Genomic DNA, 26,525 nt, shown 5'->3' with positions numbered 1-26,525 from the left:
GTTTGGGGCTCGCTCGCAGCGCGGGAGTGTCCCGCGCTGAGATCAGCAAAGCCGGCGCCGGCCTGTGGGGCTTCGCCGGCTTTGTTTTGTGTGCGTTATACGTACGCAATGCTGCGAGATCCGTTTTATTCGTTGTGCCCGCCTTGCCCGCTGCATGATGCAGCCGGGAAACTGTCTTTTGCGCTTCATGTGAAGCGCATCCAGAAAGGATAATTTCGTGCCTATCGCTATCAAAAAAAGCTTTCAGTACGGACAGCATACCGTGACCCTTGAGACCGGTGAGATTGCTCGCCAGGCTCACGGTGCTGTCATCTGCACCATCGACGACACCGTGGTGCTTGCCACCGTCGTCGCCGCCAAAGACGCCAAACTCGGTCAGGACTTTTTTCCGCTGACCGTGGATTACATGGAGAAGTTCTATGCTGCGGGTCGTATCCCGGGTGGCTTCTTCAAGCGCGAAGGTCGTCCGACCGAGAAGGAGACGCTGACTTCGCGTCTGATCGACCGTCCGATCCGCCCGCTCTTCCCTGATGGCTATTACAACGAAGTTCAGATTGTGGCGACCGTGCTGTCGCAGAACCCTGAAGTGGATGGCGACATCCCGGCGATGATCGCTGCTTCGGCTGCTCTGGCTATTTCCGGCGTGCCTTTCAACGGCCCGATCGGCGCAGCTCGCGTGGGTTACATCGATGGTCAGTACATCCTCAACCCGACCACGACTCAGCTGGCTGAGAGCCAGATGAATCTGGTGGTGGCGGGTACCGAAGTCGGTGTGCTGATGGTTGAATCCGAAGCCGATCAGCTGTCCGAAGAAATCATGCTCGGCGCCGTCGTGTATGGTCACCAGCAGATTCAGATCGCCATTCAGGCGATCAACGAGCTTGTGGAGCAAGCTGGCAAGCCGGAAATCGAGTTTGTCGCAGCGCCGAAGAACGAAGCCCTGATCGCCAAGGTCAAGGACGTCGCTCAAGCTGATCTGGAAGCCGCTTTCGGCACCACCAGCAAGTCCGTGCGTAGCGGTTTGCTCAAGGACGTGATGAAGAAGGCTGTTGCTGCTCTCGTCACCGGCGAAGAAGGCGCTCCGACCTATACCGACGTCAAGAACGTGCTCTTCGATCTGGAATCCGCAATTGTCCGCAACCGGATTCTGGATGGTCAGCCGCGTATTGATGGTCGTGACACCCGTACCGTGCGTCAGATCGACATCCGCACCGGCGTGCTGCCGCGCACCCATGGCTCGGCGCTGTTTACCCGTGGCGAAACCCAGGCGCTGGTTGTGACCACCCTGGGCACTGGCCGCGACGAGCAGATCATCGATGCCATCGCTGGTGAGTACAAAGAGCGTTACATGCTCCATTACAACTTCCCTCCGTACTCCGTCGGTGAAACCGGCCGTGTGGGTTCGCCCAAGCGCCGCGAAATCGGTCACGGCCGTCTGGCCAAGCGTGCGCTGGCTGCCGTGCTGCCGAGCGCTGCCGAGTTTGGTTACACCATCCGCGTCGTGTCCGAGATCATGGAGTCCAACGGTTCCTCGTCGATGGCTTCCGTTTGCGGCGGTTCGCTGGCGCTGATGGACGCAGGTGTGCCTTTGAAAGCGCCAGTGGCGGGTATCGCTATGGGCCTGATCAAGGACGGCGGCCGTTTTGCTGTGCTGACCGACATCCTGGGTGACGAAGATCACTTGGGCGACATGGACTTCAAGGTTGCCGGCACCACCAACGGTATTACCGCGCTGCAAATGGACTTGAAGATCGACTCGATCAGCCCGGCCATCATGAACAAGGCGCTGGATCAAGCCAAGGAAGGCCGTTTGCACATTCTGGCGCTGATGGAGAAGAGTGTGGGTGCTGCACCGGCTGAGCTGTCAGCCTTTGCTCCGCGCATGAGCTCGTTCAAGATCAATCCCGAGAAGATCCGTGATGTGATCGGCAAGGGCGGCGCCGTGATTCGTGCGCTGACCGAAGAAACCGGCTGCGTCATCGACATCAAGGATGACGGTACCGTGACGATTTCGTCGAGCGATCAGAACAAATCTGACGAAGCCCGTCGTCGTATCGACATGATTACGGCTGATGTTGAAATCGGCAAGATCTACGAAGGCCCGGTCCTGCGCATTCTGGATTTCGGCGCAATCGTGAACATCATGCCGGGCCGTGATGGCTTACTGCATGTGTCGCAAATCGCCAAAGAGCGCGTCAATAACGTGAGCGACTACCTCAAAGAAGGTCAGGTCGTGCGCGTCAAAGTGCTCGAGACCGATGATCGCGGCAAGGTCAAACTGTCGATGAAGGCTTTGCTGGACGACGAAGCGCCTGCAGCACCGGCGGCTGAGTAAGCTGGCAAGAGGATAAACAAAGAAGGGCGCTGCGGCGTCCTTTTTTGTTGTCTGCTTCACGCTGCCCTGATGGCGATCCGCAGGCCGAGGGTGTCTGTGTCCTGTGTCACAATTTGCGAATATTTTCTGGAGTTTGACCATGGCCCTCCGTCTGTCCCGCATCGTTTCGTGTTCAGTCTTGTTGGTGTTGAGCAATTTTGCGTATGCCCTTGTGCCCGCTGCCGCTTCGCAAACATGTCAGGCGCATTTGCGTGCCAGTCACTCTGCCGGGTCGCTGGAGCAGCGTCAGAGCGCCATGCAGACCGAGCTGCTGGCTTACACGCAACTGGCCGAGGAGACGTTGGCGATGCGCGCACGCGCAATCAGCCTGTATACGTATTTGCAGGACAAGATGAAGCGCAGCGAGCCCTTCTCCGGGCGTGACATGCAACGCCTCAATGATGGATCGGCGGAGTTGCTGGGCCAGCGTGCGGCTTTGCTGCAGATCGCGCAGTCGCATGAATGCTGGCTGAATGTGGAGACGCCGAGCGAGCGAGCCGAGGCTGATTTGCGTACGGCAGGCATCAGCATGTCGCTGTCGGCGGCCTTGCTCCTTTACGACAATTACCTGACGGCGATTTCTCTTTATCGCGACAACGCGGCACTGCGTAATCAGCTCAACCAGAGCGACAATTTGCTGGCACGCAAATCCGGCGAGCTTAATGCGATCGCGGAAAGCTTCACCTCAGCCGACAAGCGTCGCCGGGTGCGTCGTGGCATCACCTGGTACGAGCAGGTCCGTGCACAAGGGGCTTCCACGCTGGAGGGGCATGCTTATGCGCTGCAACTGATTGAGCAGAGCCCGTCCCTGAAAATGGTGCGTACTGCGTCTGCCGTGCGTTATTTTGGTCGTCATGTCGAGCTGTTCGGCCTGATTACGCTGGATTCTGTGCGGGGTGTGGGGCGTGAAAGCAGCAACCTGTCCAGCCTGGTGTTCGGTAATACGGTCGGTCTGGTCGAGACGCGCCGTGGCAAGCTCGACAAGCGCCCAGAAGTACAAGCGCGATTGGCGCAGCGCCTGATTGCCGGCGATATCCTGCTCGAAAAAACCCCGTTTCGTCTGACCGATAATTTCATCCCCGGCCATTGGGGGCATGCCGCGATCTGGGTTGGCACCGAAGGTGAATTGCGCGATCTGGGCATTTGGGAACATCCTCAGGTACGCCCGTATCAGCAACAGGTACGCGAGGGCCGCGGGGTGGTCGAGGCGCTGCGTTCAGGTGTCGAGATGAATACCGCCAGTCACTTTCTCAACGTCGACGATGTGGCGGTGTTGCACCACGCTGCCCTGACGGGCGCCGAGCGCGCCAGGCTCGTGTTGCAATCCTTGAGCCATGTGGGCAAGGCCTACGATTTCAATTTTGATGTCGAAAGTACGGATCGTATCTTCTGCTCGAAGCTGGTGTATCTGGTTTATGGCGACTTGAACTGGCCAACTTCGCGCATGCTCGGACGCGTCACGATCAGTCCGGATAATGTTGCCCAGCGCTCGATTGGCAACGGGCCGCTGGAGGTGAGCTTGCTGTATCACGATGGCGTCGAAGTGGCGGCTGAAGAGGCTCGGCGTCGGATGGAGGTGTTCGTGCAGCCCCGGCAGACCGCACAGCTATCAAGTAAGCCGCGCTGAAGGCCGTAAATACAGGCAGCCGTCATCAACAAAGGATGCTGCCATGAGCCCGCTCGAAAAACTCTTCGCCAACCTGCCGCGTCTGCCCAGCATGCCGCGCGTGGTGCAGGATCTGATTGCATCCCTCTGCAAGGACGACGTCGATATCGGCTCGCTGGTGGCGCAGGTCAAGCAGGATCAATCTCTGTCGGCGCGGGTGCTGGCCATGGCCAACTCCAGCGCCTACGGGGCGAGCAAGAAGATCGGCGCCATCGACCAGGCTGTCACCATGATCGGCCTGTCGGCTCTGCGTTCGATCGTGATTGCCTCCGGCATGTCGCGCACTTTTGCCAAAGTCGAAGGCGTGGACATGAAGGTTTTCTGGCGCCACGCCATGATCAGCGCGAGCGTTGCCCGGGTGATGGGCAAGCGCGAAGGCGTGAATCCCGAATTTGCCTATACGGCTGGTCTGATGCATCGCGTCGGTCAGCTCATCATTCACCTGGCCCACCCCGGCGTTGCCAAGCAGCTGGAGCGTGCTCATGCGCCGACCGGGCTGGAAATGCTCAAGGTGGAGCGTTCGCTGATCGAAGTGGATCACTGTGAGGTCGGATCTGAACTGGCATTGCACTGGAACTTCCCGCCGGAAATCCAGAATGCCTTGCGCTGGTATGTTGAGCCGCTCAATCCGGCGGCTGGCTTGCTGGCGGCCGTCGTGCATCTATCCACGCAGATTGCCCAGCGCCTGGACAATGGCGAGACGCCCGAGCAGATTGCAGACGAGCTGGATGAGGCCGTGCTGGCGCGCCTGTCGCTGGAGCGCGCGGATGCCTTGTGGCGCATCGAGTCCTGCAAGGATTTACCGGCTGCAACCGAGCTGCTGATGTAGTCTGCCTGAAGAGCCTCGAGCAGCGTGGCTTTGCAGCATGCCAGCCTGTAGATGCCCGCTGGATGTGGCTGTACGGACAGGCTGCTTGGTGATGGTTGCCCGGTGCGGCTCTTCAGCCTGCTCTCTCAAAACCCCTTCACCATGAAACGCGCGCTGGCGTAGTGCCCTTGCGCGTCCATTACCGTGACATTGTGTTCGCCATTCTCGCGCAGCTCGATGCGCTGGCCTTGATCGGCTGCCGCGGCGCGCAGCAGTTTGCCGTCCAGCAGCCAGTACAGCGTCCCCGTACCACCTGCGGCGCGCAGGTCAATCTGTGCCACATTTTTGCCGGGTGAGGGGCGAATCTGCGCATCCCGGGCAATGCCTTGCAGCTTGAGGCTGCCGGTATTGGCTTCGTTGTGCGGGCAGTCGGGCAGCCAGGCGGGATTGAGGCGGGCCAGCTCATCTGCGCTGATCCAGGGTTCAAGGTAAGTCGGCCAGTGGGCGATTTCGCGCTGGATGGCGGCCCGCGTACAGAAGGGAGTGCTGCGCAGGCCGCTGGCCGGATCGAGCCAGATCGTCTCGCGCAGGCTGCGTTCGCTGGCGCGGTCGGGCAGAGTGGGGGGAATTGCGCCGTTCAGGGTCCAGGCTGTGCGCTTGTGTGGACACAGCTCGGCAGGCGTAGCATCAACGGCCGTGCCCAGGGGCCAGCAGATCTGCGCCGTGCCGACGTTGGCGGGCTTGGCACGCGGCGGTGGAGTGCCGGCAGGCAGGGCGCTGACAATGTCGTGCAGCAGCGGCGCAGCGACGTTGGCGCCGAAGAAGCCGGGGTTGGGCGTGCCGTCGGGGCGGCCGATCCATACGCCAATCGTGTAATGGCCGCTGACGCCGAGCGCCCAGGCATCGCGGAAACCGAAGCTGGTACCGGTTTTCCAGGCGATGCGGCGGCCGCCGTCTTCGACAAAAGGCCGGTCCGGATGGCCGCCACTTTCCAGAATGTCACGCACGATGAAGGCTGCGCCTTCACTCATGATGCGGTTCTCGCTGCGCGGCGCTTCCGGGCTCAGGCGCGGTACGCCAGCGAGGCCCTTGGTGGCCAGTGCGCGATAGGCGCCGACCAGATCTTCCAGCGTGCTGCCGGCGCCGCCGAGGATGATCGATAGATTGGGGTCGCCACCTGCCGGCAGGCGCAGACGCAAGCCGCCGCTGCGCAGCTGGCTGGCAAAACGTTGCGGGCCGAGACGGTCGAGCAGGTCGACCGCCGGAACATTCAGCGAGCGCTGCAAGGCCTCGGAGACGCTGACCGGGCCCGAGAAGTTCGCCTGGAAATTGCCCGGCTCGTAGCCCGCGAAGGATTGTGGCGCATCGGCGAGCAGGCTTTCCGAGTGGATCAGGCCTTCGTCCAGCGCCAGCGCGTACAGGAAGGGTTTGAGCGTGGAGCCCGGTGAGCGTACGCCGCGCACCATGTCGACGTGGTTGAAACGTTTGCCATCACTGAAGTCGGCCGAGCCGGCATAGGCACGGATCGCCAGACTGTCGCTTTCCATCACGATGGCGGCCATCGAGACTTTGGGCGGCAACTGCTCGATGCGATCCAGCAACATGCGCTCCAGCGTGCTCTGCATCTCGGGATTCAACGTGGAGCGCAGCACCGCCAGCTTACCGGTGTTGCGCTGTTTGCGTCCCTGCTGGCGCAGACGCTCGGCGGCAAGCGGGGCTAGCCATTGAGGGCGCAGCGGATTGGCGCCGACGCGCTCAAGGCGGGCGTCGGTGACGGTGACCGGATCCCAGATTTCGAGTTCGGCCATGCGCAGCAGCACTTTGTCGCGCGCCAGTTGGGCGCGGGAGGCGGCCCGGTCCGGGCGCAGACGCGAGGGCGCCTGCGGCAGCACCACCAGCAGGGCGGCTTCGGCGTGAGTCAGATGAGCCGAGGGCTTGCCCAGATACATACGGCTGGCCATCTCCACGCCTTCTACGATGCCACCCATGGGGGCGTGGTTCAGATACAGCGTGAGGATTTCCTGTTTGGACAGGCGTGCTTCCAGTTGCAAGGCACGCAGGATCTGGCGCAACTTGCCGGGGATGGAGCGTCCCGGTGGATCGATCAGGCGAGCCACCTGCATCGTCAAGGTGGAGCCGCCTGAAACGATATGCCCGTGGCGCACCCACTGTACGGCGGCGCGCAGCAGGGCGACCGGATTGACGCCGGGATGACGGTAAAACCAGCGGTCTTCGTAGTTCAGCAGGGCTTGCAGGTACAGCGGCGAAACCTGCTCGGGCGTGACCGGATAGCGCCACACGCCATCCGCACTGGGCCAACTGCGCAGCGGCGAGCCATCTTCGGCCACCACCACCAGACCCGGTTCATCGCGCGGGATGGGGGGCGGGAAGCATTGGTCGAGCAGCAGCGCCAGCGTCAGTAGCGCGGCCAGCGCGGCACGCAGCGGGTGGCGGCGCAGCCAGGCTTGAATGGAACGAAGGAGGGATGCTGTCATTTTGAAAAGAAAAATGCCGGCGGGGCCGGCATTCGTAAGGAAGTAACAAGGCTTATTGCAAGCGGATATCGACGCGTCGCGCTTCCTGCAGGTCTTCATTGCCGGAGATGACTTCCGGTTTACGCAGCCGGATGCGCTCGGCCGGGATGCCGGCAGCGATCAGGGCGTCACGCGCCGCTTCCGCACGCTGTTTGGCCAGCGCGGCATTTTGCTTGGGGTCGCCGGACGGGTCGTGATAGCCGGAGACCAGCACGATCAGGTTCGGCACAACGGTGGCGCGTTCCCGGATGGTTTCGATGGCGCCACCGGCTTCGGCGGGCATGTCGGCGCTGTTGATCTCGAAATAGATTTTGGCCATGGCCTCGCCCTTGGGGGCGGGCGCTTCCGAACTGTTTGCTTTGGAAGCGTTGTGTGATCCAGCTTGCGAGGAATACATGCCCAAACCGATCACGCCGACGACGCAGAGCAGGATTAAACCGCCGAGCAAGAGACCGATTCCGCCAATGCCGATTTCTTCATCGCTTTGCATGAGTTTCCTTTGATTGATGCGTTTTTGGGCCGGGAGGAAGGATACGCGTTTGTCCGGAACTGCGCACGCTTTGTGCCGCTGTACGGCTGCGTGCCCGGCGAGGCTCACCGGGCGGGCCTCTTCAGGCAGGCATGCTGGAGAGCAAGGCGCGGTGAGGCTCTTCAGATGGCCTGTTGGTGCCGCTTGGGCATGCCTTGTCCGGCACAGAAGCTGTCAGAATGGCGAGAGCCCGGATTGGAGCGGTCCGGGATTATTTTCATGGAGTTCATGCAGATGGCAAACAAGCTGTTGCGTTGCGGGCTGGGTTGGGTGTTGGCAGGGTTTGCCACGCTTGCGCTGGCCGAAGATGTGTCGATCGTCGGGCTGTTCAGCGGCAAGGCCGTGCTGGTGATCGATGGTGGCGCACCGCGCACCCTGGCGGTCGGGCAGGCTATAGGCAGGGTTAAGCTGGTCGAGGTAGGCAAGGATGCCGCCACGGTTGAAATCAATGGGCGGCGCGCCAAAATCGGCATCGGCGAGCCGGTCAGCGTGGGGCCAACGAGCGGCGCCCTGCGTCAGATCACGCTGGTGGCGGATGTGCGCGGGCATTTTCTGACCAATGGCGCGGTCAATGGTAGCGGGGTGAAATTCATGGTCGATACCGGCGCGAGCGCCGTGTCGATGGATACGGCCACAGCCATCCAGGCCGGCATTGATGTCAGCAAGGGGCAGACCATCAGTGTCAGTACCGCCAACGGGTCAGCGCAGAAAATACTCGTCAAACTGGATCGGGTGACCGTCGGCGACGTTACGCTTTATAACGTGGATGGGATCGTGGGTGGTCCGCCCATGCCGTTTGCACTGCTTGGCATGAGTTTTCTGAATCGCATGGAAATGCGTCGCGACGGCAGCACCATGGTGCTGACCCAGCGTTACTGAACCCATGCGCGAGCATTCGCCCGCCTCCTTGCGAGCGCACTTTGCGCAAGCGCCGGAATTTGCCTGGCAAAGTGACTGGCCACTGGACGCTGCCCAGGTTTCGGCTGCTGTCTTGCTGCCCTTGGTGCCGCGCCCACACGGCTTGCAGGTGCTACTGACCCGGCGCACTGATCATCTGAATCATCACGCTGGTCAGATCAGTTTTCCGGGTGGGCGTTGCGAGGCGGGTGACGCTTCGCTGAGCGCCACCGCTTTGCGCGAGGCGGAGGAAGAGGTGGGCATCGTGCCTGATGAGGTCGAGCTGCTGGGCGCCTTGCCCGATTTCGGCACACCCAGCGGTTTCCGGATCACTCCGGTGGTCGGCTTGCTGCGCCCGGAAGCGCGTTTGCAGCTTGATCCTTTCGAGGTAGCCGAAGCTTTCGAAATTCCCCTGAGCTTCCTGGTGGAGCGCACCAACTATCAGCATCACCGCATCCGCTGGGCGGGCGGCGAGCGTCACGTGCATGCCGTGCCGTATGCGGGGCGTTTCGTCTGGGGCGCTACGGCGGGCATCCTCTACATGCTTGCCGAATTTCTGTCTGAAGGTCGCTGAATCGGCCGCGAGCAGGGTGCTTGTGCTATCTTCACGCCCTGCTCGGCGGCCTTTCCGCTTCTTTATTTTTTTCGTTCCGATGACCCTGCTCGCGCTCATCCTTACCCTCGTTCTCGAACAGTTCCGCCCGCTCAATGCCGCGCGTTATCTTTATCCCGTGCTGTCCTCCATCGGCCAGTATTTCGAGGATCGCTTCAATGACGGCCAGGCCCGTCATGGCACCCTGGCCTGGTGCTTGATGGTGCTGCCACCGGTGGCGCTGGTCGCCATCCTGAGTTTCGGCCTGTATGAACTGCATGCGCTCGCCGGTCTGGTCTTCAGTGTCGGCGTGCTCTACTGCACCATGGGCTTTCGTCACAGTAGTCATTTTTTTACGCGCGTTCATGCCAGCCTGCGGGCGCAGGACCTGCCGCACGCGCGCAAGCTGATCGGCGAGTGGCGAGGTCACCTGCATGATCAGAGCGGAAGTGAAGAAATTGCCCGCCTGACGCTGGAAAAAGGCATTGTCGGCGCGCATCGTCAGGTCTTTGGCGTGATGATCTGCTTCATCCTTCTCGGTCCCGGCGGTGCCTTGCTGTATCGCCTGGCAGACTATTTCGCTGCGGATTGGGGCGCGCGCCAAGGCCCGGAAGCGGGCGATTTTGGTCGTTTTGCTCAGCGCGCTTTTGTGGCTATCGAATGGCTGCCCGCCCGCGTGACAGCAATGGCTTTCTCCATCGTCGGCGATTTTGAAGATGCTGCGCATTGCTGGCGTACCCAGTCGCCGCAGTGGCCGGATCGCAATGAGGGCATCCTGCTCGCAGCCGGTGCGGGCGCTCTTGGCGTGCGTCTGGGCCAGACCATCGTGCAAAGTGGTGAGCTGCTGGCGCGCCCCGAATTGGGTACGGGCGATGAAGCTGCAGTCGAGTCGCTGCAAAGCTTTGTCGGGCTGGTGCGCCGCACGCTGGTGCTGGATGGTCTGGTGCTGCTCTTGCTGAGCCTGAGCCGCCTGGCTGGCTGATAGGCTGTTCATGATCTTACTGCGAGGCCGTGATCAGGGCTCATGCGCTGCTCGGAATCCTCATGTATCAACATACACTCCGGTTCCTGTGCTGTTCTTCACCCTGCTGACGGCCTCTCGCTACAGATCATGAACAGCCTCTGAGGCAAACACCGCAATCCGTATCAAGCCGGCCCCGCCCGGGGGCGGCTATGCTCGACGGATCGCCAATTGTCCGAGAGCCTCCACATGAATCTGATCACCCGTCGCCGCTTGCTGCTGCTGTCCGTTTCGACCGCCATTCTGGGGCTGAGTGCCTGTGCCTCCTTAAGTCAGCGCGCGCCGATGCTGACTGGCGTGGTGGCTATCGGTGGTCCGCTGGCCAATGCCACCGTGTCGGTAGTGGATGCCAAAGGCCTGCGCGCCAGTGTTCAGGCCGATGCGCAAGGCATGTATGCGCTGGGCGCCGAAGGATTCACCGCCCCCTTGCTGATTTCTGCCATCGAGGCCGGCGGCAACACCAACTGCCGTTACAACGCTACGTTGCGCGCGCGCTGTCTGGCCTCTGTTGTAACGAGTCTGCAAGCCGGCAATACCGTCGCTAATATCAATCCACTGACCGACCGGATCGTTTCCGATGTGGCAGTGAGTCTCAAGTACATCGGCCCGCAGCAACTGGTGGATGGCGGCAAGGCCGCTGGGATTACGCCGGAGGCCGTGCAGGCGGCGAAGAAAACTTCCATGGCGGGTTTTGGCGCGGCCCTGAAGGCGGCGGGCGTGGCGGACTTGGAGAAGTTTGATGCCATCAGCACGCCGATGCAGGCCAATCATCAGGGTGTCGATGCTGTGCTGGACGTGGTTAATCACAACCGCAATTACGACAATCCGACCAGTGAGTCTGCCTATACGGTACTCACCGACATCAGCTTCCGTCCGATCATCGGTTTGACTGGTTCCGGCCCCTACGAACCGCTGGATTTTGCGCGGGCTCAGCAGGAACTGACGGCGATTAAGGCGGCGAAGGTTCGCGTGTTGGTCGTGGGCGATTCGACGGCCGCGACTTATGAGCTGGAACGCGCACCGCGCAAGGGCTGGGGCCAGGTTTTCGAGGATCATTTCAAGCCGGAGGCCGGCGTCAAGGTGCTGAACGCGGCACGCGCCGGGCGCAGTTCCAAAGACTTCTACATGGGCGGCTGGTATCAGCAGATGGCGCGCTTCCTGAAGCCGGGCGATCTGGTGCTGATCAATCATGGCCACAATGACCAGAACTGTGATCTGAGCAAGAAGGAACGCGGTCCGGCTGACGTGGCAGGTTTGTGCAGCTATCCGAACGACATGAACGGACAGCCGCAATTCCCGGCTGGCAAGCCAGAGATGAGCTTTCAGAAATCGCTGGAGCGTTACGTCGAGCTGGCCCGCGCCGCTGGCGCCACGCCAGTGATGCTGACGCCGACCACGCGCGTCTGGAACAAGGATCGCAAGCAGGGTTTTCCGGTCGTGCCACAGCACTTCACCAGCCAGAATGCGAGCCAGGGCTTTGCCTTCATCGGTGATTACAGCCGCACGGTGAAGGATACGGCGGTCAGCAAACAACTGCCGCTGATTGATCTGGAAGCCAAGACCATTGCCTTTGCCAACGCGCATGAAAAGGACTGGCGCGACTACTGGCTGGCCATCGCTGATTTCAAGCAATACCCGTATTACGCCACGCAAAGCTCCGGCACTTTCGACAAACCGGACACTACCCACTTCCAGCACAAGGGCGCCGATGCCGTGGCCGCAATGGTTGCCGAGGGAATCAAGGAAACGCCGGCGCTGAAAGCCTACGTGGCGCTGCTGAAATAGTTTTTTTGTTTTGTCTCTTCAGCCCGGCTGGCAACAGCCGGGCTTTTTTACGTGTATGCCTGAAGATCCTCATCCAGCCTAGCTCTGCGAGCAGGCATACTGAAGACGTCCGTCCGGCGCTGCTCTTCAGGCAGGGGGCTGTTGGCGCCGCGTCAGCAGCAGTCCGCACTCCAGATGATGCGTGTAGGGAAACTGATCGAACACGGCCGAGGCGCTGATCGTGTGCGTGGCCTGCAGCGCGCTGACGTTGTCGTGCAGGGTCTGCGGGTTGCAGGAGATGTAGAGGATGTTGTCGAAGCCGGCGGCCAGCGCCAGGGTCGGCGCATCCAGCCCGCTGCGCGGCGGGTCGACGAAGAGTGTGCTGAAACGGTAGCTCGGCAGATCGACGTCTTTCATGCGCTCGAAGGGCCGAGTGCCGGCCATCGCATCGCTGATTTCATCCGAGGACATGCGCACCATGGCAACGTTGCTAATGGCATTTGCGTCGAGGTTGTAGTGCGCGGCCTTGACTGAGGATTTGCTGACTTCGGTGGCGAGCACTCGATCAAATTGCGGAGCGAGCGCGACGGTGAAGTTGCCGTTGCCGCAGTACAACTCCAGCAGATCGCCGCCCAGGCCGCTGGCCTGCTGGCAGGCCCAGCCGAGCATCTGGCGATTTACGCCACCGTTGGGCTGGGTGAAGCTGCCTTCGACTTGCTGATAGCGCAATTGACGGCCATTGAGTTCGAATTCTTCGAGCAGCCAGTCGCGTTCCAGCACGACCTTCTGCCTCAGGCTGCGGCCGATGATCTGCGCCTGCATGTCGGCGGCCAGGGCGCGTGCGGCCACTTCCCAGTCTTCATCCAGCTTGCGGTGATAGATCAGGGTGATCATCAGTTGGCCGCTCAGCGTGGACAGGAAATTCACCTGGAATAGCCGGGTTTTCAGTGCCGGGCTGGTCTGCAGCGTATCGCGCAGGCGCGTCATGGCGGCGCAGACGGTTTCGCTGGCGGTGGGGAAGCTTTCCAGCACGATCGGGCGCTTGGGCTCGGCCGGATCGAACATGGCGTAGTCGATGCGTTCGCCCTGATGGAACATGCGGAATTCGCAGCGCAGCCGGTAATGCAGCGGCGCGGAGGCGTGTACGGAGGGTTCGGGCAAGTCGAAGGCGGCGAAGTTGGCCTTGAATTCGGCGAGCTTGGCGGCGAGTTGGGCGTCGTAAGTGCTGGGATCGATCTGGGGCAGGGACATGGTGTCAGTGAGCGGGCCAAAGGCCTGAATTGCGAGCAGGCGCAAGGATACCCGTGTCGGCAACAGCTTTGCGTGATTCTGCGGTGATTTGCGAGGGGGAAAGCAGGTAGCTGAAGAGGCCCGTGGGACGGCGCTGTGCGCGGAGGGTGGCTGGAGAAGTCCGCCACAAGCGGCTCTTCAGGCAGGTGTGCCTGGACTGAACCTGGCGGGAAAGCCTCGGGCTGCTTAAGGATGGCTTAAGGAAGCGTCGGCATGCTGCGAAGCATTCCCCCGAAAAGGAGCTTCTCATGTCAAAACCTCGCTTGTCTCTGCGTCATTGTCTTGCACTCGTGTTGCTCTGTGCGGCGGCGCTGGCGCAGGCCGAAACACCGCAGCAGATCTTGTCTGTTTACGAATCTGCGGCGCGCGTACAAGCCCCTGCGTTCAGCGCTTCGGCTGTGCGCGGCGGCGATTTCTTCCGCAACAAACATGGTCGGGAATGGTCCTGCGCCAGTTGCCATACCGGCAATCCCGTCGATGCCGGCAAGCATGCATCGACCGGCAAGGCGATCCAGCCGATGGCGGTTGCCGCCAACGCCGAGCGCTTCACGCAGCCGAACAAGGTGGAGAAGTGGTTCACGCGCAACTGCAAGGATGTGCTCGGGCGTGAATGTTCGGCGGCGGAAAAGGCCGATGTCGTCGCCTTCCTGTCTACCGTGAAATAGGAGTCCGCTCATGCGCTACGCCCTTGTCATCCTCGGCGGTGTTCTCACTGCGTCCGTGGCCTTCGCCGATAGCGGCAGCAAGGCCCCACCCAATCCGCTCTTTCAGCAGGAATGCGGCAGTTGCCATGTGCCTTATCCGCCGCGTCTGCTCGATGAGTCATCCTGGCGCAAGCTGATGGATGGGCTGGACAAGCATTTCGGCTCCGATGCGAGTCTGGATGCGATCAGTCGCAGTGCCATCGAGGCGCATGTCCTTGCCAACGCTTCACGACGCGAACGCCTGGGTGTCGACGGCAAGCCCACTTTGCGTATCACTCAAACCGCCTGGTACCAACGTAAGCATGATGAGATCGGCAGTGCCGTGTGGCGACGTCCGAGCATCAAGACCGCCGCCAACTGTGCGGCCTGCCATCGCGAGGCAGAGCAAGGCATTTTCAACGAGCATCAGGTTCGCATTCCCAAATAAGGCAACTCGTCATGACAACAGAGAACACCCGCATCAAGGTGTGGGACTTGCCCACGCGTATTTTCCATTGGTCGCTGGTCGCGTCCTTCGCTGGCGCCTGGCTCACGTCTGAAGGCGAACGCTTGCGCGCCGTGCATGTGATGTTCGGCTTCACGCTGCTGGGCCTGATTGCCTTCCGTTTGATCTGGGGGCTGGTCGGTACGCGGCACGCCCGTTTTGCGTCCTTTGTGACCGGCCCGGCGAAAATCAAGTCCTATCTCCAATCACTGCTGCAACGAAAGCCGGAGCCGCACGCGGGTCACAATCCGGCCGGCGCGCTGGCCATCGTGCTCCTGCTCGCACTGGGCTTGGCGACTGGCACGTTCGGTTACCTGGCCTACAACGATATCGGCCCGGAATGGATCGGTGAGGCGCACGAGTTTGCGGCCAACGCGATGATCGTCCTGGTCATCGTGCATGTGGTTGGCGTGATCGTGAGCAGCGTCCTGCATCGCGAAAATCTGGTTCGTGCCATGCTCAGCGGCTATAAGCACGGCAGCAGTGCGGATGGCATATCGGGAACGCGGCGCGCTGTCGGCGTGCTGCTTCTGCTGGCCGTGCTGGGCTTCTGGATTGGCTATGGCTGGAGCAATCCGGGCATCCTGCAGGGGCTGGGCAATGCCTCCCACGCCGAACAAGACGATGACGATTGAGCGCGGTGTGGCGCTGTTCTGCTAAGGTGCCGATTCCAGTTAGCCGGCTCCATCATGCGCATCCTTCTGGTTGAAGATCATCAGCTCCTCGGCGACGCCATTCACGTCAGCCTGCGCCAGGTCGGCTACAGCGTCGACTGGGTGCAGGATGGGGTGGCGGCGGAGTCGGCGCTGGTGGCCGAGGAATTTGCCGCCGTTGTGCTCGATCTGGGCCTGCCGCGTCGCTCGGGGCTGGAGGTGCTGCAAGCCTTGCGCCAGCGCGGTCAGCAGGTGCCCGTGATCATTCTCACCGCGCGCGACAGCGTGGAAGACCGGATTCGCGGGCTGGATTGCGGTGCTGACGATTACCTCGTGAAACCCTTCGACATGGGCGAACTTGCGGCGCGGCTGCGCGCACTGGTCCGACGCAGCGTGGGCACGGCCAGTGCGGCCTTGCAGGTCGGTACGCTCAGCGTTGATCCGGCCAGTTGCTGTGCCACGCAAAATGGCCAGCCTCTCAGCCTGTCGGCACGCGAGTTTGCGCTGCTGCATGCGCTGGCCCTGAATGCCGGGCGGGTCATGTCCAAGGCGCAGCTCGAACAGCAACTGTATGCCTGGGGCAATGAGGTGGAGAGCAATACCATCGAAGTATTCATTCATCATCTGCGGCGCAAACTTGGCGCAGATGCCATCCGTACGATTCGCGGCGTCGGTTACCTTTTGCCACGGGATTCACATGCTGTTTGATTCGCTGAAGCGTCGCATCGTGTTGCTCTGCATCGTCGCGCTGAGCGTGATCTGGTTGGGGGCGCTGGCCATCAGCTATCTCGATGCGCGCAAGGAAGTCCGCGAGCTGTTCGATGCCCATCTGGCCCAGGCGGCCTCGCTGTTGGCAGCGCAGTCCGGTGCCGAGCTGGAGGAAATCGATACCGACCATGCCGTTGATCTGCACAAATACGCGCACAGCGTCAGTTTTCAGATCTGGAATGCAGGCACGCATCTCGGCCTGCATTCAGCCAACGCACCGGCGACAGCGCTTGGCACGCGCGACGAAGGCTTTTCGGATCGGGAAATCGATGGTGTGCAGTGGCGCGTGTTCACGAGCTGGGATCAGGAGCGCGAGAATCTGATCTACGTCGGGGAGAAAGTCGCCACGCGTGATCACCTGCTCAAGGAAATGGTCGAGCATCTGTTGCAGCCCATGCTGTATGCCTTGCCGCTGCTGGCCTTGCTACTGTGGCTGGCCGTGTATCTGGGGCTGCGTCCGCTGGATCGGGTGACTGCCGAAATTGCCCGCCGCGATCCGCAGCGCCTGGACGCTGTTGACGCCATCGGCGCGCCCTCGGAAGTGCGCCCGCTGATCGGCCAACTCAATCAGCTGCTCGCACGCATTGCCGAATCACTCGACAACACGCGACGCTTCACGGCCGATGCAGCGCATGAACTGCGCACGCCGCTGGCTGCGATCCGTGCGCAGGCGCAAGTCGCACAGGGCAGTCATGCTCGGGATGAGCAGGATCGGGCAATCCAGCAAGTGCTGCGCGGCTGCGATCTGGCGACGCACCTGATCGAGCAGTTGCTGACGCTGGCGCGGCTGGATGCATCGAGCCGCCCGGCGTGCGAGCCGGTCGAGTTGCGCGCACTGGTGGCCGAAGTACTTGCTGAAGTGGCGGCATCAGCCGTCAATACGCAGGTCGCAGTGGCGCTGGAAGAAGGCGATTCGCTGCAACTACAAATTCAGCCCGGCCTGATCCGCGTCTTGTTGCGCAACCTGCTGGATAACGCCATTCGTTACAGCCCGGCGGGCAGTGAAGTCAGTGTGGCGATTCACACGGGCAATCGAAATGCCATTATCGATGTGCTCGACAGCGGGCCGGGCATTCCGGCTGACCAGCTGGAGCGCGTTTTCGACCGTTTCCATCGTGTGCTTGGCAGCGCACAGCCCGGTAGCGGACTGGGCTTGTCCATCGCCCGGCGCATCGCCGAAATCCACGGCGGAAGCATTCTGATTCAGCCGCGTGAAGAAGGGGCCGGCCTGCGCGTGCGCACCACGCTGCCTGTTCGGTGATCCGCTTCTAGCGGTCGTCTTCAGGCTAGGTTCGCGCTTAGCCTTGTCTGGCGCGGGTCTTCACCTTGCATCCTTCAAGATTACGGCTGGGTGCGGCTTTTCAGGCGTAGCTTGCTTTTCTATGTTTCGTCTTGATCGGCAATCAAATCAAGTGTGGTCTGGGTAAGGAGTTGCGGGCTGCCGTGTACATTGGCGGCATTTTCGTCGGCGTGAGGGGCGTCCAGCGGGATGTGAATAAGGAAGCAGGTGCCGGTGCCGGGGGTGCTGACCAGCTGGATGTGGCCGCCGAGCAGACTGGTGACGATGTTGTAGACGATGTAAAGACCGAGGCCGCTGCCGCCCTGACCCAGACGAGTGGTGAAGAAGGGGTCGAAGACGCGACCTTGTTTGTCCAGCGGAATGCCGCCGCCATTGTCGGAGAGCATGATCACGACTTCCTTGTAGCCGACGGCGGTGGCTGAAATCAGCAAGGCGCCGGGCTGGCCGGGCTGGAAGGCGTGCACCGTGGCGTTGGTAATGATGTTGGTAATGACTTGATCCAGCGGGCCCGGATAGCTGTCGAGCACGATGTTGGCGGGGATGTCGACGGTGAGCGTGTGTTGCTGTTTGCGCAGGGTGGGGCTGAGGGTGGCTACCACTTCCTGGATGGTTTGCTGGAGGTTGAATTCCCGACGCTGGGCACTGGTCTGATCCACCGCGACCTGTTTGAAATTGGATACCAGGGTGACTGCACGATAGGCATTGCGTTCAATCAGCAGGCAGCCTTCTTCGCAGGTCGCCATGAACTCGGTGAGGTCGGATTTGCGCAGGGTGCCGGCGTCAACCGCACGGTTCATGTCGCGTACCTGGTCACGCAAGGAGGTGGAGGCGACCAGAGCGTTGCCCAGCGGGGTGTTGAGTTCGTGGGCGACACCGGCAACCAGATTGCCCAGGGAAGCGAGTTTCTCGCTCTGTACCAGTTGCTCCATGGCTTGCGAGAGCTGGTCATTGGATTGGCGCAGCGCGGTGGTGCGCTCGATGACGCGTTGTTCGAGCGTCTGGTTGAGCTGGCGGATCTCGGCTTCAATCGACTTTTGTGCGGAAATATCTTTGGCCGTACCGCGATAGCCGGTGAATTCATTGTTGATGCCAAATACAGGATCGCCACTGGCGAGCAGATGCAGCAATTTGCCATCAGGCATTTGCAGGGAAAATTCAAAATCGCGAAAGGCCTGATGGGTTTCGACTATCAGCCGATGTTGCGCCCAGCTGTCTTCGTAGCCCAGATTGCGGGGATTGTCCCAGGCGCGCAGGCCCAGCATCAGGACGTTGCGGGCCAGCAATTCGCCAGCGCGCTGACCGGAGAACGCGGTGTACTGGAGCATTTCGTTCTGCTCCCAGAAAAAATCGCTGGACATGTCGGAGAGCGCACGGAAACGACCTTCGCTGTCGCGCAAGGCGTGCTCGGCCAGGGTTCGCTGCATGGCGCTGTTGCGGAATTCGCGTAGCCCGCCAGCCAGCATGCCGAGTTCGTTGTGGCCGACTTCGGGAACTGGGTGTTGAAAATTTCCTGAGGAGAAGGCTTCTACCGTGCGCAGCAATGCAGCCAGGGGAGTGCGAATGGAGTTGAAGACCAGTGCGCCGAAGCCGAAGGTGAAGGCGATGATCAGCAGACTCAACACGATGGCGAAGGCGTTGATGAAGCTCAGACGCTGTGAATAGCGGTTGCGCAAAGTGGATTCTATTTCGGCATAGCGTTTGTCCAGACTCTCAGCCGTGTGTGCGATGGCGCGCTGGTTGGCTTCGATCCTGGTTTCCATGATCTGGGTGCGAATGGCATAGCTGCGCTGCAGGCTGCCCAGGCCCGAAATCATGGTGTGAACCTGTTTTTGCAGTTTGTTCAGAGCCTTGCGCTCAAATTCACCAGGGGCAAGGGATTCAAGCAATGGCGCGAGTTGAGCAACGCGTTCAAGGGAGCTGCGTGTGCTCAGACTGATGACTGTTTCGCGCTTGGCATAATAAACATTCATTTTGAGCAGCGCATCAATGAAGGCGTTGACGGCGACGACAGAGGCGGGGCCGAGAAGGGTCTGGCCTTTTTTCTGGCTGCTGCTGCCAATGACCATTGCCAGAAGTTCGGCGGCATGCCGGCTGGGATCTATCAGTTCATTCTGGTATGTCTTGTCGATTTCATGATTGAGCTGTTTGAGTTCGCGGTAACCGGTAATGAAGCTTTTCAGGGATTCGCGCAGCAGAAGCAAATTTTCGGTGTAGTCGCTCTTGTTCTTTTCAAGTTGCGAAAACTCTTCGAACAGTCGTTCGGTTGATTTGTCGATTTCCTGTTGCAGGCCTTCGTCCGATGAGTTGAGGTAGTTCTGGATGGCGACCTGCAAACGGGCGGTTTCCGTATTGAAATGCTGAAGCTGACGCTGCTGCGTGTTCAGATTCTGAAGGGCGTCGAAATAGCCATCCTTGAGTGCGCTGGAGACCAGACTCAAGCCCAGCAGCAGTACGAGCCCGGCTACGTTCAGCAGGGTCAGATAGCGCAGGCGTTGCTGGATCGACGTGGCGCTGAGCCAGTGTCGAACGCGATCCAGCATGAGCTTGGCCGACAAGGGGTTCATTTGAGCGCCCGGATCCTTTTGATCAGCGCTTGTTGTTGTGGCTCACCCGCGAATTTTGTGTATACCGGCTGAACGGCTGCCGTGAAACGGGCCAGTTGTTCTTTGGGTAGCTCGTGGAATTTGACTCCGCTTAACTTGAGCGTGGCTTCCACGCGTTCCTCACGCTGCTGCCACATGTCGCGCATGATGCCGACGGATTCACGAGCGGCCTTGCGCAGCATGGCTTGCTCGGATGCAGAGAGTTTGTCCCAGCTGATTTTCGACATGACCAGAACTTCAGGGGACATGGTGTGGCGGGTCAGTGAGTAGATCGGGGCGTGTTTGTAGTGCTCGGTGCTGCTGTAGGAGGGCAGGTTGTTCTCGGCCGCATCCACCAGATCGTTGCTCAGCGCCCGTGCGGTTTGGGCAAAGGGCAGGCGGACGGGGCGTGCGCCGAGTAGATCGAAGACCATCAAGGACATTTCAGAAGGCTGCACGCGGATGTTCAGATCTTTCATGTCTTCAAGCTTCAGGATCGGCTTTCTGACCGTATAAACATTGCGGATGCCGGCATCGTAGTAGGCCAGGCCGACCAGCCCTTGGCTGGGGAGTGAGTCGAGGACTTCCTGGCCGATCGGCCCATCAAGCACTTTATGCAGATGCTCGGTGTCGCGGAACAAATAGGGCAGGGAGAAGACCCTGCTCAGTGGGGCAATGGCGTCCAGAGCCTGAATGCTGACGCGGTTCATGTCCAATTCGCCTGACTGCACAAGTTGCAGCAGAGGGGCTTCATCGCCGAGCAGGCCAGAGGAAAAAACGCGAATTCCCAGCTTGCGGCCCGAAGCTTTCTGGATTTGTTGATTCATGAACTGCACCGCCTGTACGGTCGGGTAGTCCTCTGCGTGGACGTCAGCCGAGCGCAGGGTGCGCATGCCATCTGCTGTATCAATGGCGTTGGCCGTACAGGCCAGCATGAAAAGAAGTGCTGTCGTAAATATATGGATTTTGTTGCGCCTGGTCATTTTATGCCTGCCTGTCTGGAGTTCGCGCTTGGCCGTAGTTCGATGGGCAAATCACGTCCGTGATGTTTTCGATATATTTCGTTGAGCTGACCGTTGCGCAGGTTTTCGATCACCCATTTGCTGATTTGCTCGCGCAAGGCTTTTTCTTGTCTGGGTATTCCTATCGCCAGTTCGAATTCTTTTTGCACGAATTTTTCTTCAAAGACTGGTTTGGCGCCCAGGTGGTTGATTTCGTCAATTACAGCCGGCTGGCTGGAAATAAGATTCAATTTTCCGGCGACCGCTGCTTTCATTAACGAGGCATCATCATCAAAAGGCAGCATGATGGCGCTGGGTGCATTTTGTTCGATCAGCGTGGCGTTCGACGTCAGGCGTGTTACGCCGATTTTCTGGCCTGCCAGATCGGCGTAGCCCGTGATTTTCAATTGCGGATGTGCGGCAACGACGGTGAAAAGTTTGGCGTAAGGGGGCGAAAAACTGATGATACGTTCGCGTTCCGGGGTGATCGACAGGCTGGATATGACAATATCCGCGCCGTGGCTTTCGAGGATTTTGATCCGGTCAGCATTGCTGATGCGAACGATGTCGAGTTCAACGCTCATATTCTTTGCCAGTGCTTGCGCGGTATCTACATCTGAGCCGCTGAGTTTTTGCTGCTCATCCAGATAGCTGAAGCGCGGGACCCCCACAGCAATGCCCACACGCAATTTTCTACTCTGGCGGATGTCGGTCAGCAAGTCTGCCTGGGCTGGCTGGCATAGTCCCAGGAGCAGAGTGATCAGGCCCAGTTTCAGGATTGAAGAGATCACTTGCTGCCCTCCGTTGCCGGGATGATTGTGGCCGGGAGGTTGTGGTTATGAAATTTCCGATAAATCTCACCCAGGCTGCGATCGCGTAACCGCGTGACGACCCATTGGTTTATGCGGTCGCGCAAGGCTTTTTCGCCCTTGGGCATGCCGACGGCAACTTCGAATTCCATCTGAGTGAACTGGATGATCAACGGGCGCTTAGGATTCAGGCGGTTGGTGCTGTCGACAATGCTTTCCGGCGCGGTCATGACGTTGAATTCTTCGGCAACATAGCCAAGGCTCATTTCGTCGTTTTCGGGGTACTCCGTTATTTTTGCGTTCGAGGTGTTTTGCCGTAAGTGCGCAAGATTGGAGCTGGCCGCCAATGCGCCGACGCGCTTGTCGTTCAGATCCAGCATCGAGGAGAGCTTGTAGGGCTGAGGGGCCGCGATCACAACTGCGATGCGCGCATAGGGAACCGAGAAGGCAATCTCGCGTTCACGCTCAGGCGTGATGGACAGGGCGGAGACGACCAGGTCGGCACGCCGCTCCAGCAGGACTGAAACCCGCTCTGAATTGGTGATGCGCACGATATCCAGTTTTACGCCCAGATCCTGAACCAGTAATTTTGCGGTCTCGACATCCGAGCCGATCAACTGTTTGTTCGTATCCAGAAAATTGAACGGCGGGACCGCCCCGGCAATCGCGATGCGGACTTTTCCTGCCTGGCGAATATTGGCGAGCATGTCGGCATGTGCCGGCAGACACACGAAAAAAGAAAAGCCTGCAAGTAGAGTGGCGTTCAAATGGCGGCGAACTGTCACAGGACTCCCTTTTATGGTGGGATGTTTGGGCTCAGGGTTGATGGGTATTTGTCGAGGAAAGCTGGCACTGGATGCGGAATGAACGCATCTTAAATTCGGCGCGGAACAACCTGCTTGGGTAAAACTGATTCCGGCAGTTCGTGGCCGTGGTGGCGGCGGAAAATATCGTTAAGACGGCCATTGGCCAGATTGCTGACTACCCAGTTGTTGACCCACTCGCGCAAGGCGCGCTCGCTCTTGCGCATGCCAACGGCGATCTGGAATTCGCGCTGGATGAATTTGGCTTCCAGTCGACGATCACTCACCATGTTATTGATTTCCTTGAGGGTGGCGTGCTGGCAGGAAATGATGTCGAACTGGCCTTTCAGATAGCCTTCGATCAGGCTGCGTTCGTCCTCATACTCGATGATTTCTACGCCATTGCTGTTTTGTTTGAGTAAAGAGCCATTCGATGTGTTGCGCCCCACCCCGACTTTTTTGCCGCGCAGGTCCGCATAACTCGTGATCGCGTATTGGCGCGGGGCGGCAATGATCAGCGCGATGCTGGAGTAGGGCACCGAGAAGGCGATCAGTTGTTCGCGTTCCGGGGTGATCGACAGGGCTGAAATGATGAGGTCCGCTTTTTTTGATTCCATCGCATCAATCCTGTCTGCGTTCGTGACGAAAACGAATTCGGGGGTGAGGCCCAGATCTTTGGCCAGCAGTCTGGCGGTGTCGACGTCCGAGCCGGTGAAGCCGGCCTTCGGGTCGGTTACGCTGAAGCTGGGCAGACCGTTGATGATGGCAATCCGGAGCTTTCCGGCGGCCTTGATGTCGGCAAATTGGTCGGCGCTGGAAAGTTGCGACGCAAAGCAGGCGCTCAACGCCAACAGCCCAGTGACAAGCCTTGCTGCAAGGTTCTTCATGTCTTTGTCTCCTTTGCGCGCAAGTATAGGGTCTTTTATGGGCCTGGCCGATTTGCTGCCGGGCAGCCAGAAGGCCCGAGAAAAGGTTGATCTGACTGTATACGTTACGGAAGAAGGGCTGAAAACTTGAACGCGAGCCTCGTTTTCAGGGGCTGGCGGCAAGCGGGTTTGAGTATGGGGTTTGAGTGCGACCCCGCCTCTGCGGTATCATTCGATTTTCCAGCACCTGTACTTCCATGACCAAGTACGTTTTCGTCACGGGCGGTGTCGTGTCCTCTCTGGGCAAAGGCATTGCGGCCGCATCTTTGGGTGCCATTCTCGAATCCCGCGGGATTCGCGTCACTCACCTCAAACTCGATCCCTATATCAACGTCGATCCGGGCACCATGAGCCCGTTCCAGCACGGCGAGGTCTTCGTGACCGACGACGGCGCTGAGACCGACCTTGATCTTGGCCATTACGAGCGCTTCACCAGCGCCAAGATGGCCAAGCGCAACAACTTCACCACTGGCCAGATCTACGACAGCGTGATCCGCAAGGAGCGGCGCGGCGAGTATCTGGGCAAAACGGTGCAGGTGATTCCCCATATTACCGACGAGATCAAGCTCTCGATCAAGCGTGGTGCCGAAGGCGCCGACGTGGCGATCATCGAAGTCGGCGGTACGGTGGGCGACATTGAGTCGCTGCCTTTTCTGGAAGCCATCCGCCAGATGGGTTTCGAGGAAGGACGTACCAACACCTGCTTCGTGCATCTGACGCTGTTGCCCTACATTGCGACGGCCGGCGAGCTGAAGACCAAACCGACCCAGCACTCCGTCAAGGAATTGCGCGAGATCGGCATCCAGCCCGACGTGTTGCTGTGCCGTTGCGATCGATCCATTCCAATGGAAGAGCGGCGCAAGATCGCGCTGTTCTGCAACGTGATGGCCGAGGCCGTGATCGAAGTGCAGGACGCGGATTCCATCTACAAGATTCCCGGCATGTTGCACGGACAGATGCTGGACGAGATCGTCTGTCACCAGCTCAACATTCTGGCTAAGGCGGCCGATCTGTCGGTGTGGACCAAGCTCATTTACGCCATGGAAAACCCGCGGCACGAAGTGAATGTGGCCTTCGTCGGCAAATATGTGGATCTGACCGAGTCCTACAAATCCCTGATCGAGGCGCTGAAGCACGCCGGTCTGCATACCGAAGCCAAGGTCAATCTGCACTACTTCGACTCGGAAGATGTCGAGAAGGATGGTTGCGGCGTGCTCAAGGGCATGGATGCGATTCTGGTGCCGGGCGGCTTCGGCAAGCGCGGCACCGAAGGCAAGATCGCGGCGATCCGTTATGCGCGCGAAAACAAGGTCCCGTATCTGGGGATCTGTCTGGGCATGCAGCTGGCGACCATCGAGTTCGCGCGCCATGTTGCCGGGCTGGAAGGCGCTAACAGTACCGAATTCGAGCCGCAAGGCCCGCATCCGGTGGTGGCCCTGATCACCGAATGGCTGGATCGCGAAGGCCGTGTCGAGACGCGTACGGAAGAGTCCAACATGGGCGGCACCATGCGTCTGGGTGCTCAGCGTTGCCCGGTCAAACCCGGCAGTCTGGCGGCCAGCATTTACGGCAAGGATGTGAACGAGCGCCATCGTCACCGCTATGAAGTGAATAACGTCTACGTGCCCAAGCTCGAAGCGGCTGGCTTGATCATTTCGGCGCGTACGCCCACCGAGAATCTGCCGGAAATCATGGAGCTGCCGCAAGACATGCATCCTTGGTTCGTGGGCGTGCAGTTCCACCCGGAATTCACCTCCAATCCGCGCAATGGTCATCCGCTCTTCATCGCCTATGTGAAGGCCGCCATTGCTCAGCACGAGGGCAAGCTATGAAACTGTGTGGATTCGATGTTGGTCTGGACAAGCCCTTCTTCCTGATCGCCGGCCCGTGCGTGATCGAGTCGCGCGAGATGGCCCTGGAAACGGCTGCCGAGTTGAAGGCAATCACTAGTGAACTGGGGATTCCATTCATCTACAAGTCCAGCTTCGACAAGGCCAATCGCTCATCCGGCAAGAGCTTTCGTGGCCCGGGCATGGATGCCGGACTGGAAATTCTGGCCGAAGTGCGTTCGACCCTGAACGTGCCGGTGCTGACCGATGTGCACGACGAGGCGATGATCGCTCGCGTGGCGTCCGTGGTGGACGTGCTGCAGACGCCAGCTTTTCTGTGTCGTCAGACCGATTTCATCCACGCAGTCGCCACTTGCGGCAAGCCGGTGAATATCAAGAAGGGCCAGTTCCTCTCGCCGGATGACATGAAGAACGTGGTCGACAAGGCGCGTGAAGCCAATGGCGGCGCCGACAACATCATGGTTTGCGAGCGCGGCGCATCTTTCGGCTACAACAATCTCGTCTCCGACATGCGTTCGCTGGCGATCATGCGCAATACCGGTTGCCCGGTGGTGTTTGACGCCACCCACTCGGTGCAACTGCCGGGCGGGCAGGGCGACAAGAGCGGTGGCGCACGCGAGCACGTGCCTGTGCTGGCACGCGCAGCGGTGGCGGTGGGGATTTCCGGTTTGTTCATGGAAACCCACCCGAACCCGGAATGCGCCATGTCCGACGGCCCGAATTCCTGGCCGCTGGGCCGAATGCGCGAGCTGCTGGCGACGCTCAAGGCCATTGATGCGGTGGTCAAGCAGCAGGGTTTTGCCGAGCTGAGTCTGTAAGCGCGTGATCACGCACGTCGTCCTGTTCAAGTTGCTACCCGGCATCTCCTCGGAGAGCCGCACTGCGCTTGAGTTTCACGCGGCCATGCTTGATCTGCCTCGCCAGATCCCGCTGATCAGGGCATGGCGCTGCGGATTCAATACCATGGCCGATGCGCAGGCAGCGGACTATGTGTTGGTGGCAGAGTTTGCCGATCAGGACGATCTGTTCGCGTATTTCGAGCATCCGGCGCATCTGGCCGTACTGGCGCAGCTGGAAGGTCTGGCCGAGCTGCTTTTTGGTGATATTTCGGTCTGAAAGCGCGGAGTGTCTGCGTCCGGTCAAGCGAATGAAATCTTATTTGCGTAGAAT

At 60.0% G+C, this 26,525-nt stretch carries 23 protein-coding genes; 15 read left to right on the top strand and 8 right to left on the bottom strand.

All coding sequences use genetic code 11. The annotated features are described in order from the left end of the window. The first annotated feature begins 217 nt into the window (after positions 1-217). From pnp to ABXR19_RS01280, 3 genes are all read left to right on the top strand, one after another. Positions 218-2,335, top strand: coding sequence for a polyribonucleotide nucleotidyltransferase (pnp, locus tag ABXR19_RS01290; protein WP_354599263.1), 2,118 nt, complete (start codon positions 218-220; stop codon positions 2,333-2,335). 139 nt (positions 2,336-2,474) lie between these two features. Continuing rightward, positions 2,475-4,001 (top strand): YiiX/YebB-like N1pC/P60 family cysteine hydrolase, encoded by a 1,527-nt coding sequence (locus ABXR19_RS01285; RefSeq protein WP_354599262.1) that lies wholly within the window; start codon positions 2,475-2,477, stop codon positions 3,999-4,001. 43 nt (positions 4,002-4,044) lie between these two features. Next, on the top strand, positions 4,045-4,869 hold the full coding sequence (locus ABXR19_RS01280; RefSeq protein WP_354599261.1) for an HDOD domain-containing protein: 825 nt from the start codon (positions 4,045-4,047) through the stop codon (positions 4,867-4,869). A gap of 125 nt (positions 4,870-4,994) precedes the next feature. Here the strand turns inward: ABXR19_RS01280 and pbpC are convergent, their stop codons facing one another. Together pbpC and ABXR19_RS01270 are read right to left on the bottom strand one after the other, a co-directional pair. Further along, on the bottom strand, positions 4,995-7,343 hold the full coding sequence (gene pbpC / locus ABXR19_RS01275) for a penicillin-binding protein 1C (protein ID WP_354599260.1): 2,349 nt from the start codon (positions 7,341-7,343) through the stop codon (positions 4,995-4,997). Between the two features lie 52 nt (positions 7,344-7,395). Next, complete coding sequence (locus ABXR19_RS01270) at positions 7,396-7,872, bottom strand: OmpA family protein (RefSeq protein WP_354599259.1); 477 nt, start codon at positions 7,870-7,872, stop codon at positions 7,396-7,398. A gap of 258 nt (positions 7,873-8,130) precedes the next feature. Between ABXR19_RS01270 and ABXR19_RS01265 the strand changes: the two genes are divergently transcribed. The 4 genes from ABXR19_RS01265 (at position 8,131) to ABXR19_RS01250 (ending at position 12,206) form a co-directional block, all read left to right on the top strand. Next, on the top strand, positions 8,131-8,790 hold the full coding sequence (locus ABXR19_RS01265; RefSeq protein ID WP_354599258.1) for a retropepsin-like aspartic protease family protein: 660 nt from the start codon (positions 8,131-8,133) through the stop codon (positions 8,788-8,790). Positions 8,791-8,794: 4 nt separating this feature from the next. After that, positions 8,795-9,382, top strand: coding sequence for a CoA pyrophosphatase (locus tag ABXR19_RS01260; protein ID WP_354599257.1), 588 nt, complete (start codon positions 8,795-8,797; stop codon positions 9,380-9,382). A 22-nt stretch (positions 9,383-9,404) separates the two neighbouring features. Continuing rightward, on the top strand, positions 9,405-10,382 hold the full coding sequence (locus ABXR19_RS01255) for a CobD/CbiB family protein (protein ID WP_354599256.1): 978 nt from the start codon (positions 9,405-9,407) through the stop codon (positions 10,380-10,382). Positions 10,383-10,610: 228 nt separating this feature from the next. Then, positions 10,611-12,206: a GDSL-type esterase/lipase family protein gene (locus ABXR19_RS01250; RefSeq protein ID WP_354599255.1), complete on the top strand. Its 1,596-nt coding sequence runs from the start codon at positions 10,611-10,613 to the stop codon at positions 12,204-12,206. Between the two features lie 126 nt (positions 12,207-12,332). Here ABXR19_RS01250 and trmA read toward each other — a convergent pair whose 3' ends face one another. Next, positions 12,333-13,436, bottom strand: a complete 1,104-nt coding sequence (gene trmA / locus ABXR19_RS01245; protein ID WP_354599254.1) for a tRNA (uridine(54)-C5)-methyltransferase TrmA — start codon at positions 13,434-13,436, stop codon at positions 12,333-12,335. 287 nt (positions 13,437-13,723) lie between these two features. On the opposite strand from trmA, the gene ABXR19_RS01240 reads away from it, so the two are divergent. From ABXR19_RS01240 to ABXR19_RS01220, 5 genes are read left to right on the top strand one after another with little or no spacing between them, the layout of a single operon-like run. Then, entirely contained in the window at positions 13,724-14,140 is a 417-nt protein-coding gene (locus ABXR19_RS01240) for a DUF1924 domain-containing protein (RefSeq protein WP_354599253.1), read from the top strand. Positions 14,141-14,150: 10 nt separating this feature from the next. Beyond that, positions 14,151-14,606 (top strand): cytochrome C, encoded by a 456-nt coding sequence (locus tag ABXR19_RS01235; protein WP_354599252.1) that lies wholly within the window; start codon positions 14,151-14,153, stop codon positions 14,604-14,606. Positions 14,607-14,617: 11 nt separating this feature from the next. Beyond that, positions 14,618-15,298 carry a cytochrome b/b6 domain-containing protein gene (locus ABXR19_RS01230; RefSeq protein WP_354599251.1) on the top strand — a complete coding sequence of 227 codons (681 nt, stop codon included), beginning with the start codon at positions 14,618-14,620 and terminating at the stop codon, positions 15,296-15,298. A gap of 54 nt (positions 15,299-15,352) precedes the next feature. Continuing rightward, entirely contained in the window at positions 15,353-16,024 is a 672-nt protein-coding gene (locus ABXR19_RS01225; protein ID WP_354599250.1) for a response regulator, read from the top strand. Continuing rightward, complete coding sequence (locus ABXR19_RS01220) at positions 16,014-17,345, top strand: ATP-binding protein (protein WP_354599249.1); 1,332 nt, start codon at positions 16,014-16,016, stop codon at positions 17,343-17,345. Before ABXR19_RS01225 ends, ABXR19_RS01220 begins: the two co-directional genes overlap by 11 nt. Positions 17,346-17,464: 119 nt before the next feature. On the opposite strand, the gene ABXR19_RS01215 is transcribed toward ABXR19_RS01220, so the two are convergent. The 5 genes from ABXR19_RS01215 to ABXR19_RS01195 form a co-directional block, all read right to left on the bottom strand. Further along, a complete protein-coding gene (locus ABXR19_RS01215) occupies positions 17,465-19,948 on the bottom strand; it encodes an ATP-binding protein (RefSeq protein WP_354599248.1) in 2,484 nt (827 codons plus the stop codon). Continuing rightward, on the bottom strand, positions 19,945-20,949 hold the full coding sequence (locus ABXR19_RS01210; protein ID WP_354599247.1) for a TRAP transporter substrate-binding protein: 1,005 nt from the start codon (positions 20,947-20,949) through the stop codon (positions 19,945-19,947). Before ABXR19_RS01210 ends, ABXR19_RS01215 begins: the two co-directional genes overlap by 4 nt. After that, positions 20,946-21,758 (bottom strand): transporter substrate-binding domain-containing protein, encoded by an 813-nt coding sequence (locus ABXR19_RS01205; RefSeq protein WP_354599246.1) that lies wholly within the window; start codon positions 21,756-21,758, stop codon positions 20,946-20,948. Before ABXR19_RS01205 ends, ABXR19_RS01210 begins: the two co-directional genes overlap by 4 nt. Beyond that, complete coding sequence (locus ABXR19_RS01200; RefSeq protein ID WP_354599245.1) at positions 21,755-22,483, bottom strand: transporter substrate-binding domain-containing protein; 729 nt, start codon at positions 22,481-22,483, stop codon at positions 21,755-21,757. Before ABXR19_RS01200 ends, ABXR19_RS01205 begins: the two co-directional genes overlap by 4 nt. Before the next feature lie 167 nt (positions 22,484-22,650). Beyond that, positions 22,651-23,466 carry a transporter substrate-binding domain-containing protein gene (locus ABXR19_RS01195; protein ID WP_354599244.1) on the bottom strand — a complete coding sequence of 272 codons (816 nt, stop codon included), beginning with the start codon at positions 23,464-23,466 and terminating at the stop codon, positions 22,651-22,653. Between the two features lie 236 nt (positions 23,467-23,702). Between ABXR19_RS01195 and pyrG the strand changes: the two genes are divergently transcribed. The 3 genes from pyrG to ABXR19_RS01180 are packed head-to-tail and all read left to right on the top strand — an operon-like array spanning position 23,703 to position 26,471. Continuing rightward, positions 23,703-25,337: a CTP synthase gene (gene pyrG, locus ABXR19_RS01190; protein ID WP_354599243.1), complete on the top strand. Its 1,635-nt coding sequence runs from the start codon at positions 23,703-23,705 to the stop codon at positions 25,335-25,337. Beyond that, positions 25,334-26,173, top strand: a complete 840-nt coding sequence (gene kdsA, locus ABXR19_RS01185; protein WP_354599242.1) for a 3-deoxy-8-phosphooctulonate synthase — start codon at positions 25,334-25,336, stop codon at positions 26,171-26,173. The genes pyrG and kdsA overlap by 4 nt, the downstream gene beginning before the upstream one ends. A 4-nt stretch (positions 26,174-26,177) precedes the next feature. Next, a complete protein-coding gene (locus ABXR19_RS01180) occupies positions 26,178-26,471 on the top strand; it encodes a Dabb family protein (protein ID WP_354599241.1) in 294 nt (97 codons plus the stop codon). The last annotated feature ends 54 nt before the right edge of the window (positions 26,472-26,525 follow it).

The sequence above is a fragment of the Uliginosibacterium flavum genome, assembly GCF_040566545.1.
In the GTDB taxonomy this organism is placed as follows: Bacteria; Pseudomonadota; Gammaproteobacteria; order Burkholderiales; family Rhodocyclaceae; genus Uliginosibacterium; species Uliginosibacterium flavum.
This window is presented reverse-complemented; position numbering and strand designations above follow the sequence as displayed.

Excerpts from the sequence above, each read along its gene's own strand:
- ABXR19_RS01285 (WP_354599262.1), top strand. The coding sequence starts at position 2,475 with ATGGCCCTCCGTCTGTCCCGCATCGTTTCGTGTTCAGTCTTGTTGGTG.
- ABXR19_RS01280 (WP_354599261.1), top strand. The coding sequence starts at position 4,045 with ATGAGCCCGCTCGAAAAACTCTTCGCCAACCTGCCGCGTCTGCCCAGC.
- pbpC (WP_354599260.1), bottom strand. The coding sequence starts at position 7,343 with ATGACAGCATCCCTCCTTCGTTCCATTCAAGCCTGGCTGCGCCGCCAC.
- ABXR19_RS01270 (WP_354599259.1), bottom strand. The coding sequence starts at position 7,872 with ATGCAAAGCGATGAAGAAATCGGCATTGGCGGAATCGGTCTCTTGCTC.
- ABXR19_RS01265 (WP_354599258.1), top strand. The coding sequence starts at position 8,131 with ATGGAGTTCATGCAGATGGCAAACAAGCTGTTGCGTTGCGGGCTGGGT.
- ABXR19_RS01260 (WP_354599257.1), top strand. The coding sequence starts at position 8,795 with ATGCGCGAGCATTCGCCCGCCTCCTTGCGAGCGCACTTTGCGCAAGCG.
- ABXR19_RS01250 (WP_354599255.1), top strand. The coding sequence starts at position 10,611 with ATGAATCTGATCACCCGTCGCCGCTTGCTGCTGCTGTCCGTTTCGACC.
- trmA (WP_354599254.1), bottom strand. The coding sequence starts at position 13,436 with ATGTCCCTGCCCCAGATCGATCCCAGCACTTACGACGCCCAACTCGCC.
- ABXR19_RS01240 (WP_354599253.1), top strand. The coding sequence starts at position 13,724 with ATGTCAAAACCTCGCTTGTCTCTGCGTCATTGTCTTGCACTCGTGTTG.
- ABXR19_RS01235 (WP_354599252.1), top strand. The coding sequence starts at position 14,151 with ATGCGCTACGCCCTTGTCATCCTCGGCGGTGTTCTCACTGCGTCCGTG.
- ABXR19_RS01230 (WP_354599251.1), top strand. The coding sequence starts at position 14,618 with ATGACAACAGAGAACACCCGCATCAAGGTGTGGGACTTGCCCACGCGT.
- ABXR19_RS01225 (WP_354599250.1), top strand. The coding sequence starts at position 15,353 with ATGCGCATCCTTCTGGTTGAAGATCATCAGCTCCTCGGCGACGCCATT.
- ABXR19_RS01220 (WP_354599249.1), top strand. The coding sequence starts at position 16,014 with ATGCTGTTTGATTCGCTGAAGCGTCGCATCGTGTTGCTCTGCATCGTC.
- ABXR19_RS01215 (WP_354599248.1), bottom strand. The coding sequence starts at position 19,948 with ATGAACCCCTTGTCGGCCAAGCTCATGCTGGATCGCGTTCGACACTGG.
- ABXR19_RS01210 (WP_354599247.1), bottom strand. The coding sequence starts at position 20,949 with ATGACCAGGCGCAACAAAATCCATATATTTACGACAGCACTTCTTTTC.
- ABXR19_RS01200 (WP_354599245.1), bottom strand. The coding sequence starts at position 22,483 with ATGCTCGCCAATATTCGCCAGGCAGGAAAAGTCCGCATCGCGATTGCC.
- ABXR19_RS01195 (WP_354599244.1), bottom strand. The coding sequence starts at position 23,466 with ATGAAGAACCTTGCAGCAAGGCTTGTCACTGGGCTGTTGGCGTTGAGC.
- pyrG (WP_354599243.1), top strand. The coding sequence starts at position 23,703 with ATGACCAAGTACGTTTTCGTCACGGGCGGTGTCGTGTCCTCTCTGGGC.
- kdsA (WP_354599242.1), top strand. The coding sequence starts at position 25,334 with ATGAAACTGTGTGGATTCGATGTTGGTCTGGACAAGCCCTTCTTCCTG.